The organism is Amycolatopsis camponoti (assembly GCF_902497555.1).
GTDB lineage: Bacteria > Actinomycetota > Actinomycetes > Mycobacteriales > Pseudonocardiaceae > Amycolatopsis > Amycolatopsis camponoti.
On record NZ_CABVGP010000001.1, the window covers coordinates 1,083,628 to 1,096,216 of the forward strand.

General features: G+C 70.6%; 12 protein-coding genes. 6 read left to right on the forward strand and 6 right to left on the reverse strand.

The genetic code is table 11. From position 1 onward, the window contains the following. Nucleotides 1-20 precede the first annotated feature (20 nt). From AA23TX_RS05290 to AA23TX_RS05310, 5 genes are all read right to left on the reverse strand, one after another. A complete protein-coding gene (locus tag AA23TX_RS05290) occupies nucleotides 21-1,643 on the reverse strand; it encodes a phospholipase C (RefSeq protein ID WP_155541457.1) in 1,623 nt (540 codons plus the stop codon). Between the two features lie 30 nt (nucleotides 1,644-1,673). Then, the gene (locus AA23TX_RS05295) at nucleotides 1,674-2,900 is read right to left on the reverse strand and encodes a Dyp-type peroxidase (RefSeq protein ID WP_155541458.1); all 1,227 of its coding nucleotides are present in this window, start codon (nucleotides 2,898-2,900) and stop codon (nucleotides 1,674-1,676) included. Next, a complete protein-coding gene (locus AA23TX_RS05300; protein ID WP_155544263.1) occupies nucleotides 2,897-4,054 on the reverse strand; it encodes an imelysin family protein in 1,158 nt (385 codons plus the stop codon). The genes AA23TX_RS05295 and AA23TX_RS05300 overlap by 4 nt, the downstream gene beginning before the upstream one ends. Nucleotides 4,055-4,267: 213 nt before the next feature. Next, nucleotides 4,268-5,044 (reverse strand): ArsR/SmtB family transcription factor, encoded by a 777-nt coding sequence (locus AA23TX_RS05305; RefSeq protein WP_155541459.1) that lies wholly within the window; start codon nucleotides 5,042-5,044, stop codon nucleotides 4,268-4,270. 78 nt (nucleotides 5,045-5,122) lie between these two features. Next, nucleotides 5,123-5,371 (reverse strand): hypothetical protein, encoded by a 249-nt coding sequence (locus tag AA23TX_RS05310; RefSeq protein WP_155544264.1) that lies wholly within the window; start codon nucleotides 5,369-5,371, stop codon nucleotides 5,123-5,125. On the opposite strand from AA23TX_RS05310, the gene AA23TX_RS49530 reads away from it, so the two are divergent. From AA23TX_RS49530 to AA23TX_RS05320, 3 genes are all read left to right on the forward strand, one after another. Further along, nucleotides 5,364-5,723, forward strand: coding sequence for a hypothetical protein (locus AA23TX_RS49530; protein ID WP_196425186.1), 360 nt, complete (start codon nucleotides 5,364-5,366; stop codon nucleotides 5,721-5,723). The genes AA23TX_RS05310 and AA23TX_RS49530 overlap by 8 nt on opposite strands. A gap of 349 nt (nucleotides 5,724-6,072) precedes the next feature. Further along, on the forward strand, nucleotides 6,073-6,864 hold the full coding sequence (locus AA23TX_RS05315) for a hypothetical protein (RefSeq protein ID WP_155541460.1): 792 nt from the start codon (nucleotides 6,073-6,075) through the stop codon (nucleotides 6,862-6,864). After that, complete coding sequence (locus AA23TX_RS05320) at nucleotides 6,861-8,633, forward strand: serine/threonine-protein kinase (protein ID WP_155541461.1); 1,773 nt, start codon at nucleotides 6,861-6,863, stop codon at nucleotides 8,631-8,633. The genes AA23TX_RS05315 and AA23TX_RS05320 overlap by 4 nt, the downstream gene beginning before the upstream one ends. On the opposite strand, the gene AA23TX_RS05325 is transcribed toward AA23TX_RS05320, so the two are convergent. After that, a complete protein-coding gene (locus tag AA23TX_RS05325; RefSeq protein WP_155541462.1) occupies nucleotides 8,611-9,033 on the reverse strand; it encodes a hypothetical protein in 423 nt (140 codons plus the stop codon). The genes AA23TX_RS05320 and AA23TX_RS05325 overlap by 23 nt on opposite strands. 281 nt (nucleotides 9,034-9,314) lie before the next feature. On the opposite strand from AA23TX_RS05325, the gene AA23TX_RS05330 reads away from it, so the two are divergent. The 3 genes from AA23TX_RS05330 to AA23TX_RS05340 all read left to right on the forward strand — a co-directional run bounded on the left by AA23TX_RS05330 (nucleotide 9,315) and on the right by AA23TX_RS05340 (nucleotide 12,587). Further along, nucleotides 9,315-9,866, forward strand: coding sequence for an AAA family ATPase (locus AA23TX_RS05330; protein WP_155541463.1), 552 nt, complete (start codon nucleotides 9,315-9,317; stop codon nucleotides 9,864-9,866). A 173-nt stretch (nucleotides 9,867-10,039) separates the two neighbouring features. Further along, nucleotides 10,040-11,806, forward strand: a complete 1,767-nt coding sequence (locus AA23TX_RS05335; protein WP_155541464.1) for a chitinase — start codon at nucleotides 10,040-10,042, stop codon at nucleotides 11,804-11,806. Between the two features lie 43 nt (nucleotides 11,807-11,849). Continuing rightward, nucleotides 11,850-12,587: an IclR family transcriptional regulator gene (locus AA23TX_RS05340; RefSeq protein ID WP_439328745.1), complete on the forward strand. Its 738-nt coding sequence runs from the start codon at nucleotides 11,850-11,852 to the stop codon at nucleotides 12,585-12,587. Nucleotides 12,588-12,589 lie beyond the last annotated feature (2 nt).

A 12,589-nucleotide genomic window follows, 5' to 3' on the forward strand; every position in this document is an offset into this window, starting at 1 on the left:
TCTCACTCACGACGGGTTTGCTAGCGGTGCGTCACGGCACCGGTCTTCGGGTCGAGCGTGACCGCCTTCGCCTGCGGCCACCAGAAGTCGAACATCCCGTTCATCGACCCCGCGCGGGAGTCGAAGGACGAGTCGCCGATCCGGCCGGCGAACCAGTTGTCCTCGATGAACTTCAGCACCGAGGTCTGGTCCGTCTGCGTGTGGTCGACGTGGTTCACCTTGCTGTACGGCGAAACCACCAGCAGCGGCAGCCGCGGGCCGTAGCCGCAGCGGTCCGCGTAGGTGCCCACCTTCGTCGGCTTGCCCGTGCACACCGCCTGGTCCTGCGCGGCGTCGTGCGAGCCGTTGACGATCTGCGACGACGCGTGGTCGTACCAGCCGTCGGAGTCGTCGTAGGCCAGGACGACGGCCGTCGACTTCCACTCCGGGGACTGCTGGATCTTGTTGATCTCGCCGACCACGAACTGCTGCTCGTCCAGCGGGTCCGAGTACCCCGCGTGGCCGTCCTGGTATTCCGGTGCCTTGAGGAAGCTCACCGCGGGCATCGAGCCGGCCTTCAGCGCGGCGTCGAAGTCCGAGGTGTCGTACTGGTGGTTCGCGCGGTCGGTCTGGCCGATCGCCTGCACCGAGGACGGCGGGAGGTGCTTCGGGTTCGCCGTCGACGGGTAGTACTGGAACGGCTCGTGGTGCGGGCTGTAGTCCACCGCCGCGTTGCCACCGACGTTCGTGTGGGTCTGACCGCACACCGCGTAGCCGTTGGCCGTGCCGGTCGGGCGGAAGCCGCCCTGGAACCAGCCCCACGTCACGTGGCGCTGGTTGAGCAGGTCGCCGATGTTGCGGCCCTGCATCGTGGCCAGGTTGTCCTTGCTCGTGTGGTTCTTGCCCGAGCAGTCGTCCCAGGCCGGGTCCGGGTCGTTGATGACCGTGCCGACGCCGTTCGCGTCCGGCGAGGACACCACGTAGGCGTCGCTGACCGGCTCGTGCGTCACCGGGTCGACCGCCCGGCCGCCGTGGGTCTGGCCGGAGATCAGGTTCAGCGCGCCCGGCGTGGACGGGCCGAACACCGTGTTGAACGAGTTGTCGTTCAGCGCGTAGTGCTGCGCGTAGTTCCACATGCCGGTGACGGTGTTGCCGTCGTAGTAGTCCATCACCAGGCCGGGCTCGCCGAACAGCACCGGCTGGCCGGTGCACTTGTCCGTCTCGGTCTTCTCGACGAACTCGTCCATCTTGCCGCCGTTGAAAGCGGCCTGCTCGGCGCCGTAGTTGTGGTTCTGGTCGCAGGTCATCGCCTGCTCGTGCGTGAGCCGCTTCGGGTTGTACGCGTTCGGGTTGTTCGTCAGCAGCTTCTTGTCGAGGCCGTTGACCTTCGGGGTGTTGCGCGCGGCGGTGAACGGGGTGCCGTCGGTGTTGGCCGCGTTCGGGTAGGTGCCGAAGTAGTGGTCGAACGAGATGTTCTCGCCGAAGATGACCACGACGTGCTTGATCGGCGTGGCCGTGGGGATCCAGTGGGCCGGGAAGACGTTCAGCGGCTGGGCTTCCGCGGTGGTCGCCGCGGAGCCGGTGACGATGGCCAGCGTGGCCACCGAGGCGAGGGCCCCGGCGCCGAGCAGGCCACGCCGTCGCCGGCGGGTTCTCTTGTCCACAGTGGATTCCTTTCGTGGTGGGTTCGCCGGTCAGGCGAGCAAAGAGCGGCCGAAGTGGTCGTCCGGCCCGGTGACGCCCGGCAGCGCGAAGAAGTAGCCGCCGCCGAACGGGGAGATGTAGTCGGTGAGGGGTTCGTCGGCCAGCCGCGTCTGGACCGCTTCGAACTGGCGCTCCAGGTCCTGCTGGTAGCAGACGAAGATCAGGCCCATGTCGAGGTTGCCGTTGCTGTCGATGCCGCGGTCGTAGTTCACCGCGCGGCGCAGGATCCGGCTGGCGTCGGTCTCCGGCGTGCGCGGGTTGGCCTTCCGGATGTGGCTGGTCAGCGGGATCACGGTGCCGACCGGGTCGTCGGCGTAGCGCGGCACGTCGGTCTCCTCGGTGCCGTCGAGCGGAGCGCCGGTGTCGCGGCGGCGGCCGAACATGTTCTCCTGCTCGGCCAGCGAGACCCGGTCCCAGAACTCGACGAGCATCCGGATCAGCCGGACGACCTGGTAGCTGCCGCCCTCGGCCCACGCGGGTTCGCCCGCTTTCGTCCACACTCGACTGTCTGCTTCGGACACTTCCGGGTTCGAGATGCCGTCCTTGAAGCCCATCAGGTTGCGCGGAGTGCCTTCCGGCCGCGGCGGGGAGCTGAAGCCGTTGAGCTTCCAGCGCAGCTGCATGCCCCCGCGGGTCGCGCGGGCGATGTCGCGCAGGGCGTGCAGGACGGTGTCGGTCGAGTTGGCGGACAGCGTGAGGCTGAGGTCACCGTGGCACTGGGCGGGATCGAGGGCGTCGTTCGCGAACGTCGTCATCGGCTTCAGCTTGGCGGGCTTGAGCTTCGCGAGCCCGTACCGCTCGTCGAACAGCGACGCGCCGACACCGAGGATCACGCCCAGATCCCCACCGGGCACCACGGGCCCGAGAACCCCGGAGTCGGCGGGAGGAGCGGTGATCCCCAGAGCGGCGGGTGCCCCGCCCCCGGTGAGGAACCGCGCCCGATCGGTGACGGCGCGGAAGAGGTCGGCCAGCTCGGTTTTGGACTCGGCGACGACATCGAAGGAGGCGACGATCGTCTGGGTCGGCGGGACCCGAAGGATGGCGGCTTGGTTTTTGCCGTGGAAGGCAACGGGAGCGGTGCTGTCGGTGGTGGTGGCACCGGAGGAAGCACCAAGCCCGGCCCCGGCGGCAACGGTGAGGCCCGCACCCACCGCGGCCCGGCGGAGGAAGGAGCGGCGGGGGACACCGGTCGCGTGCGGCACGGGGCAGTCGGTCACGAAACCCTCCTCGGCTCCGCGATCGCGGCGATCGGGGCCAGCAGCTCCGTCAGCTCGCTCACGTCGGCGTTCAGCTTCTGCCTCTCCTTCTGCGGCAGCTCCGCCAGCGGTGTCCAGCTGCCGTCCGGCCGGTGGGCCGCGTCCAAGGTGGTCCGGGTGCGGGTCAGCCAGCTGTCCACCTTGGACAGATCCGGGTACCTCGGCGCCAGCAGCGGGCGGAGTACGTCCAGCACCGCGCGGGTGCCGTCGAGGTTCGCGCGGGCCGTGGCCAGGTTGGTGCCGCTGCCGTAGTCCGTGCGGCCCGTCAGTTCGAACTGCAGCGTGTTCTCCATGATCTCGTGCGCGCGCAGGCCGAGGTCGTTGCCGTCGACCTGGCTCTCGGCGAACGACGCCTGCAGCGCGCGGGCGTCGGTGTCCAGCTGGTCGGCCGTCGCGCCGAGCGCGGGCAGGTCCTCGGCGTGCCAGAGGCCCTGCTCGAGGCGGTGGAAACCGGTGAAACCCCGGTCCGACGTGCCGTTCGGGAGGCCGTCCGCGGTGCCGTTGATGGCGCCGTCCGAGTCGCCGAATGCGTCGTACGCCGCGCCCAGCCGCTCGTAGGTCAGGTGGGCCGTCAGCCACGCCGTCTCGCTCGCCGCGCGGTCGCCGCCGTGGACGGCGCTCTTCAGCGCGCCCGTGTTCGTGACCAGCTCGGCGAGACCCGTCGTGACGTGCTGCTGGTAGGCCTTGAGCGGCCCGAGCAGGTCGTTGTGCGTCACCGGCGCGACGCCCGGGCCGGTCCGCTCCACCCCGCCGCTGACCTGCACGGCCGGCCCGACGATCGCGCCCGCGTCCTCGGGCAGGCAGCGGAACGCGTAGCTGCCGTTGCCGAGGTTGACCTGCAGCGGCCGGGTGGTCGCCGCGCCGAGGCCCTCGACCTCGCCGTAGATCACGCCGGTCGCCGGGTCGATCAGGTCGACCTCGGCCGTCACCGATCCGGTGTTGTGCAGGCGGAACGTCTGCGGCCCGGGCTTCGGGTCCGACCAGCCGGTGCCGCACGACGAGCGCGACACCGCGATCTCCGGGTCGCCGGCGGCCGCGCTGTCCGGCCAGAACGCCACGACGGCTCCCGCCGCGGCGGCCACGACCACGGCCGCCACGATCCAGCGGCTACGCACTGACCCCGGCACGCACACTCTCCCGTCACTCGATCGGACCATCACCGGTCACGGATTATGCGAGCCTATCGCCCGGAAAACCGCATCGGATGCCGTCGAAATGAGGGAATTCACCGGGACTTCAACCGGTCGCCCACGAAAGGGGGAGAAATCAGACGTTTTCCTGTGCCAGATCTGTCTTGTTGGGACGGTTCGTCCGGTTGGTTCGGTTGGTCACGGCAGCGGAGAGCCCGTCTCCAGCAGCGTCTTCAGGCTCGACAGCAGCGCCGGCCAGCCCTGGCTGCACATCGCCTTGACCGTGCTGTCCGGTTCGAAGCCGTCGTGCAGCACCGTCAGCTTCACGGTCTCCCCCTGTGGTTCGAGCGTGAAAGTGACCTTCGAACGACCTTCCGCCTGCAATTTGGCCAGGGTTTCCGCGTCGATCCCGTTTCCGTTCGCCCATTCCTGGGTGAACGTGTGCCAGGTGTAGGAAAGCCGTCGGTACGGGTCCGATTCGAGCACGACCTGGTCGGGGTGGCTCGTTTTCGCGCCGCTTTCGGACCAGGTCATCGGCGAGCCCTTCGTCCAGTCGGTTTCGAAAGCGACGCCCCAGTACTGCCGGGTGAACGCCGGTTCGGTAAGCGCTTGCCAGAGCTTTTCCGGGGTCGTGCTGATGTAGGTGGTGTACGCGAATTCATTCACGGGTTCGGACTCCAAGGCTCGTTTCAGGTCGGCCAGCGCGCCGGCCCGCCGCCGGTCGTAGCGGGTCATCCAGCGCTCGGCGATCGCGTTGATCGGCGCGGCGTCGAGGTGGTGCAGCTTTTCGCGGCCGCGCCAGGTCGTCGTGACCAGTCCGGCCGCTTCGAGCACGGCCAAGTGCTTGCTGACCGACTGACGGGCCATGTCCAGGCCGCCGCACAGTTCGCGCAGGGTCTGGCCGTTGCGCTCGTTGAGCACGTCCAGCAGCTGACGGCGGCTGGGGTCGGCCAGCGCCTTGAACACCTCGTCCATCGCACCTTCCAGCTGACATGCAGCCGTTTGGCTGCCTGTTCACGATAGGCAGCCAGACGGCTGCATGTCAATCGGGGATCAGCGGAAGCGGACCGCCGTCATGCCCGCGAGCACGAAGAACACGAGGATGACCAGCGTCCCGGTCTGCCCGCCGGACGACCGCGTCACGACCTGGTCGACCGCGCCGGTCAGCCGCACCCCGCACTCGGCGATGACGGTGTGCCGCCCCGCCTCGATCCGCGTGAATTCGACCGGCGCGGTGAAGGCGCCGGAGGCGTCGGCGTAGGCGGAGCCGACCTCCATCCCGTCGGAGGTCAGGGTGACCATCCGGCTCGGCTCGCAGCCCTTCCCGGACGCCGACAGCTCGTCGCCGGGCTGGACGCTCGGCCGGTCGAGCACCAGCTCACCCGGCTTCGGCTCGGTGCTGCTGGTGGTGGCCGGGGTACCGGGCGTGGTCGGCGTGGTGGACGACGGCGGGGTGGTCGTGGTCGTCGGCGGGGTGGTGGTCGTGGTCGGCGGGGTCGTGGTGGTGCCGGGCCGGGTCGGGGTCGTGGTCGCCGGCGGTGGGGTGACCGGGGTGGTGGTCACCGGCGGCGGGGTGGTCGTGGTGACTCCGGTGACCACGAAGGTGCCGCTGGCGGTCTCCTTCTGGCTCGTGCAGGTCGCGGTCACCGTGTAGGAGCCCGGCTTCGCGCCCGCGGGCACGGCGGTGGGGAACGACCCGCTGGTCGCCGGGGCCACCTTGGAGCCGAGGCTCGTGCCCGCCCAGAAGAAATTGATGATGCGGCACGTCGGGAAACCATTCCAGGAAATGGTGAAAGAACTGCCCGCCGGACCGCTCGACGGTTTCAAACCAACCGAGGGCGGAACTTGTGCGTTGGCGTTACCCGCGACCGCGAGCAGAAGTATCGCTCCGGCCACGGTGCCGAAAAACAGCCGAACCACGAATCGCATTGGGACGTCCCTCCCCGGTGTGTGCTCGCTGTAGCATTCCGGACCAGTCGGATAACGCAAGTAGGGGATGCCCAATGGGACGTGTCATCGCGGCGGGGGTTGCGTTGGGTTTGTGCGGGGTGCTGCTCGGCGCGCCACCCGCGTCGGCCGAAGCCGGCTCACTCGATGTGCAGGTGTCGATCGACCGGCGGCCGATCGCCGACGCCACGGTCCCGGTCGACCCGGCCAAGCAGGTCGAACTGCAGGTCGTGGCCACCAACTCCGGCAGCGCCCCGATCAAGGTCCGCAGCGTGCGGCTCTCCGGCGTCGCGCTCGCCCTCACGTTCTTCGCCTACGACACGACCGCGCCGTTCGAAGTGCCGGCGCGGGGCTCGGTCACCCGGACGTTCGTGCTGGACCTCGGCGACCTCGCCGGGCAGGCGACCGGGCTGCTGCCGTCGTCGGTCGAACTGCTCGACGCCCAGCGTGCGACGCTCGGCGAGGCGACGACGGTCGCCGACGTCCGCGGCTCCTTCTGGTCGGTCTACGGCGTCTTCGGCCTGGCGATGCTCGTGCTCACCGTCCTGGCCTGGCTGGGTGCGCTGCTCGCGCTCGCGCGGCACCGGCTGGCCGCCAACCGGTGGCGCCGCGGCCTGCGGTTCCTGCCCGCCGGGTTCGGCACCGGCCTGGTCGCGGTGATCACGCTGTCGGTGCTGCGGCTGGTCCCGCCGGAGCCGGCGATCGAGATCCCGGTGGTGCTCGGCGCCGCGGCGATCGCGTTCCTGCTCGGCTACCTGACGCCGCACCCGGCGCCGCCGCGAGCGGTGACCGACAGTGACACCACGGTCCGGATGGCTGTCCCGCCGACCCAGGAATTCACCCGATGAGCGCACCGGCCGAGCTGGTCGCCGCGCTGCCGCAGTACGACATCGGGGCTGAGATCGGCGAAGGCGGCATGGGCGTCGTGTTCGCCGGGACGCACCGGACGCTCGGGCGCAGCGTCGCGATCAAGCAGCTGCCCTGGGACGTGCTCAACCACCAGGCCAGCAGCGAGCTGTTCGACCGCGAGGCCCGCGTGCTGGCCAGCCTCGACCACCCGCACATCGTGCCGGTGTACGACTACGTCCGCACCGGCCGCGAGCACCTGCTGGTGATGGAACGGCTCGACGGTGGCACCGTGCACAGCCGGTTCCACGGCGGCGGCGTCAGCGGCGAGCAGGCGTGCGCGATCGGCCTGGCGATGCTCGCCGGGCTGCACGCCGCGCACCGGGCCGGCGTGCTGCACCTCGACGTCAAGCCGCGGAACCTGCTGTTCAACCTGCAGGGTGTGGTGAAGGTGGCGGACTTCGGCATCGCGCGAGTGATCAGCGAGGGCGCCACGCTCGTCACGCACGGGGGCGAAATCCTCGGCACCCCGGCGTACATCGCGCCCGAGCAGGCGATGGGCAACGCGCTGAGCCCGGCGGCCGACGTCTACGCGGCCGGCACGGTGCTCTACGAGCTGCTGTCCCGGCAGCTGCCGTTCGACAACACACGCGGCGCGATCAGCATGATGCGCCAGCACATGTTCACCGACCCGCGGCCGATCGCGGGCGTCCCGATGCCGATCGCCGGCGTGATCATGCGCAGCCTCGCGCGTGAGCTCGATGCGCGTTACCGCGAGGCCGAGTCGTTCGCGGCCGACCTGGCCGGGGCCGCCACCGCCGTCTACGGGCCCGGCTGGCTCGAGCGGTCCGGGGTGCCGGTGCTGCACCTGACCCCGCGGGTGATCGCCGGGCTCAACTCGCCCACCGCGCCGGGGCCGCCGGGGGAAGCCCGGACCCGGCCGGTCCAGCGGCCGCCGGGACCGAACGCGACGCTGGTCGCGCCGAGCGGGCCGGACACCGGTCCCGGGCCGGGCGACGGCCGGACGGGTGACGGAGGTCCGGAGTCCGGCCGGACGGGCGAAGGGTCCGGCTCGAACGCCGCTGTCCTGTGGCTGCGGCTGGCCGCGGCGGCCGCCGCGATCGTGCTGGTCGTCCTCGCGCTGCTCAACCCGGAACAGCTGCCGCACCAGGCGTCACCGACGTTGAACCTCGGTGCGCAGCCCGTCACGGTGCCGGTCGAGGTGGACCTCAGCAAGCCGCTGACGCTGACCGGCACCGGCAACCCGGGTCGCGTCGCGCTCACGCTGTCCGCGGCCGGGATTCCGTTGGGCTCGGCCGAAACCGAGGCGAAAGCGGCGGGCAACGGCTTCACCGCGCAGCTCACGCTGCCGGCCATCGCGCGCTGGGTCGTCGGCGGCGCGGTCACGGCGACGGTGCAGACCGGGCCGGTCACGCAGACGTTCACGCTGCTCACCAGCCAGCACCCGCTGGCCAGCGCGATGGGCGCGGGCAGTCTCATCCTGGCGCTGTTCGCGCTCGCCTACCTCGAATCCGGGCTGCGGACCATCCGCAACGGCCACCGCTGGCGCGGCGCGTCGGTCGGCGGGCCGGTGCTGGGCCTGCTGTTCGGTGCCGTGGCGTGGCTGTGCGTTTCCGTGCTGCGCGTGCACGAACCGGCTCCGGGGTTCGGCGCCGGGTGTGCGGTGGCGGGCGCGGTCGCGGCCGGGCTCGTGGTCGCGGCGGCGCGGCGCCGGGCGTCCACAGTGGTCAGTCGACCATCCGGACGGTGACGGTCGGGCTGTAGCTCTTGCGGCGGCTCCACCCGGCTTCGGCGCAGAGGCTCAGCTGGATGGCGCGGTCGGCGGGCGCCCAGTAGCCGGTGCGGACGAAGTAGCCCTCCATCGTGTTCAGCGCGGCGAGGCGCTTGCGGGCCGAACACATCTCCCAGCCCCACTGCCGCCCGGTTTTCTCGACGCCGTTGCGGCGCACGGACAGGCACGGGTTGCCGACCGCGCGGATGTCGGCGTCGCCCTCGGTGACGTAGACGACGCCGTCGATCTTGTAGAACCGGTTGTTGTCGAGCAGGGCGACCTGCCCGGAGAGCGTGACTCCGACGCGGCCACCGTCGTCGCCCGTGAGCGTCCAATCGAGACAGAATTCCTGGACCGGGAGTTCCAGCGACTGGGTCATGGCGAGTTCCCCTGTTCTAGCGGTGCGTCCTTCCAGAAGATAGGCAAAATCCGGACGCCGGGAAGGGATGCGGACGATCTTCACCCGAAGCGGTTCCGGAGCGATGAATGCCTTGCCGCGCATGGGTTTTCAGGCGAGTGGGTGACGTCGGGCACGGGAGGTGACATCGGGGCGTCTTCGCGGGTGGCGTGCGCCGTACGGTCGGGTCTGCTCTCGAAGTGATCACGCTCCGTGAGTTAAAGGTAAAGGAACCATTACCTTCGACGGGGCGTTGAGGGGGCATGAGCGAGCCCACGGTCATCGAGCTCGGGCCCCGCGACCTGCTCGTGGTGGCGGGCCTGCCCGGCGCGGGCAAGACGACGATGCTCCACCACGCCGCGCCCGGTCTGGTAGTGCTGGATTCCGACCAGGTCCGCGCCCGGCTGGCGGCGGCGGTCCCGTCGGTGCCGTACCGGTGTTACCGGCCGGTGGTCCACGCGTGGCACCGCGCCCGGGTGGTCCGGCGGGCGATGGCGGCGGGGCCGATCGTGGTCCACGAGCCGTCGACGCGGGCTTCGACGCGCGCGCTCCTGGCTCTGGTCGGCGCGGTGAGCGGCCGGCCGGTGCGGCTGTTGTTCCTGGACGCGACGGCTTCGGAGGCGCTGGCGGGGCAGCGGAGCCGGGGGCGGATCGTGCGGCCGCGGTCGTTCGCCCGGCACGTCCGGCGGGCGGGGAAGTGGCGCGAGGCGCTGCTGGCGGAGCGGGTGCCGGCCGGGTGGAGCAGCGTGCAGGTGATCGACCGGGCGCGGGCACGGCGGACGCGAGTGGTGGCGAAGCTGCTGGTGGGCTGCTGACGCGACCTGTCCCGCGGCGCGCGTGCTTGGAGGGCCGGGTCGCGTGCCTGCTCATCCCGCCCTCGCCTGCGGTCGCGTGGCCGGGCGACGAGACCCGTCGTCACCCTCGGTTGGTCTGGACATTTTACATATTGGTCTAGACAATATCGGTAACTCCCCGACTGGAGGACCCGATGAGGCGTTCCAGACTGTCCGCAACCCTCGCCGCCTGCGTACTGGCGCTCTCCGGTCTCGCGGCCGGTCCCGCCGAGGCGGCCAACCTCCTCGCCAACCCCGGTTTCGAGGCCGGCTCGCTCTCCGGCTGGACCTGTGCGAACGCGACCACCGTGAGCACCCCCGTGCACGGTGGCGGGTACGCCCTCGCCGGCACGCCCGTCGGCGCCGACTTCGCCCAGTGCGCGCAGACCGTGTCCGTTCAGCCGAACACCACGTACACCGTCTCGGCCTGGGTGCGCGGGAACCCCGTCTACCTCGGCATCACCGGCGGCGCCTCGACCTGGTCGGGCAACTCGGGCGCCTACAACCAGCTGTCCCTCACCTTCACCACCGGCAACCAGACCTCCGCCCAGCTCTACCTCCACGGCTGGTACGGCGCCGGCACCTACTACGCCGACGACGTCGTCCTCGACGGCCCCGGCGGCAGCACCCCCGGCACGCCCGGTGCCCCCGGCAACCCGGCCACCGGCAGCGTCACGACGAACTCGATCGCCCTGAGCTGGGGTGCCGCCGCCGGCACTGTCACCGGGTACCGCGTCTACGAAGGCACCACGGCCGTCGCGACCGTCACCGGGACCAGCGCCACCATCAGCGGCCTGGCCGCTTGCTCGACCCACAGCTACGCGGTCGCCGCGTACAACTCCGCGGGTGAATCGCCGAAGAGCGGGACGACCAACGCGACCACCACCGGCTGCGTCGACACCGGCCTGCCGAAGCACTCCCTCATCGGCTACCTGCACTCCAGCTTCGCGAACGGCTCCGGGTACGTCCGGATGGCCGACGTCCCCGCCGCCTGGGACATCATCGACCTCGCGTTCGGCGAACCGACGTCCGTCACCTCCGGCGACATCCGCTTCAACCGCTGTTCCGCCGCCGAGTGCCCGAACGTCGAAAGCGACGCCGACTTCACCGCCGCCATCAAGGCCAAGCAGGCGCAGGGCAAGAAGGTCCTGATCTCCATCGGCGGCCAGAACGGCCAGGTCCAGCTGACGACGACCGCCGCGCGCGACAAGTTCGTCAGCTCCGTCTCGGCGATCATCGACAAGTGGGGCCTCAACGGGCTCGACGTCGACTTCGAGGGCCACTCGCTCTCGCTCAACGCCGGCGACAGCGACTTCCGCAACCCGACCACGCCGGTGATCGTCAACCTGATCTCCGCGCTGAAGTCGCTCAAGGCCAAGTACGGCTCGGGTTTCGTGCTCACCATGGCGCCGGAGACGTTCTTCGTGCAGGTCGGCTACCAGTTCTACGGCGGCACGAGCGCCGGCGACGCGCGGACCGGCGCCTACCTGCCGGTGATCCACGCGCTGCGGGACTCGCTGACCGTGCTGCACGTCCAGGACTACAACTCCGGCCCGGTCATGGGGCTCGACAACCAGTACCACAACATGGGCGGCGCGGAGTTCCACATCGCGATGACCGACATGCTCAAGGCCGGCTTCACCGTCGCGAACACCGGGCAGTTCTTCCCGGGGCTGCGGCCGGACCAGATCGCGGTCGGGCTGCCCGCGGCGGTCAGCGCCGGCAACGGCTACACGTCGCCCGCGGACGTCCAGACGGCGGTGAACTGCCTGGTCAAGGGCAGTGGCTGCGGTTCGTACACGCTGCGCGGCGGGACGTCGCCGGCGCTGCGAGGGCTGATGACGTGGTCGATCAACTGGGACAAGTACTACAACTGGGAGTTCCAGAACAGCCACGAGCCGTTCCTGAACGCGCTGCCGTGACGCCGGGCGGTGTGCCCCGCCGCGGTGGGGCACACTGCCTGACGTGGTGAAACGCGACTCCGTGCTGACGCGCGTCGTCCGGATCTTCGAGACGTTCGAACCGGACGCGCCCGCGTTGCGCGTCACCGACATCGCACGGCGGGCGGGTCTGCACGTCGCGACGGCGTCGCGGCTGATCGAAGAGCTGGTCGGGCACGGCTGGCTGCGGCGGGACTCCGATCGGAGGATCCGGGTGGGCGTCCGCTTGTGGGAGCTGGCTTCGCGCGCGTCCCCGACGCTGGGGCTGCGCGAGGCGGCGCTGCCGTTCATGGAGGACCTGCACGCCGTCGTCGGGCACCACACGCAGCTCGCGGTGCTGGAGGACCGCGAGGTGCTGTTCGTCGAGCGGCTTTCGGCGCCCGGCGCGGTCGTGAACGTGACGCGGGTGGCCGGGCGGCTGCCGCTGCACGCGTCGTCGTCCGGACTGGTGCTGCTTGCCCACGCGCCCGCCGAGCTGCAGGAACAGGTGCTGACGGGTCCGCTGGAAGCTTTCCGGCGCACGACGCTGACTGAGCCGGGGCGGCTGCGGCGGTTCCTCGCCGACGTGCGACGAGACGGTTACGCGTTCTGCGCGGGTTTCATCGACGAGGAGACGACGGGGATCGCCGTGCCGCTGCGGGGGCCGGGCGGGGACGTCGTCGCGGCGCTGTCGGTGATCGTGCCCAACGACGACTCCGCGCGGATGCAGATCCCGGCGTTGCGCGCGGCGGCGCGGGGAATCTCGCGGACACTCTCTCACTGAAC

What these genes read in the sequence shown, in the direction of transcription:
- AA23TX_RS05310 (WP_155544264.1), bottom strand. Translation starts at nt 5,371, where the DNA reads ATGGTCACCCTGACCTCCGACGGGATGGAGGTCGGCTCCGCCTACGCC.
- AA23TX_RS05335 (WP_155541464.1), top strand. Translation starts at nt 10,040, where the DNA reads ATGAGGCGTTCCAGACTGTCCGCAACCCTCGCCGCCTGCGTACTGGCG.
- AA23TX_RS05325 (WP_155541462.1), bottom strand. Translation starts at nt 9,033, where the DNA reads ATGACCCAGTCGCTGGAACTCCCGGTCCAGGAATTCTGTCTCGATTGG.
- AA23TX_RS05320 (WP_155541461.1), top strand. Translation starts at nt 6,861, where the DNA reads ATGAGCGCACCGGCCGAGCTGGTCGCCGCGCTGCCGCAGTACGACATC.
- AA23TX_RS05305 (WP_155541459.1), bottom strand. Translation starts at nt 5,044, where the DNA reads ATGGACGAGGTGTTCAAGGCGCTGGCCGACCCCAGCCGCCGTCAGCTG.
- AA23TX_RS05315 (WP_155541460.1), top strand. Translation starts at nt 6,073, where the DNA reads ATGGGACGTGTCATCGCGGCGGGGGTTGCGTTGGGTTTGTGCGGGGTG.
- AA23TX_RS05330 (WP_155541463.1), top strand. Translation starts at nt 9,315, where the DNA reads ATGAGCGAGCCCACGGTCATCGAGCTCGGGCCCCGCGACCTGCTCGTG.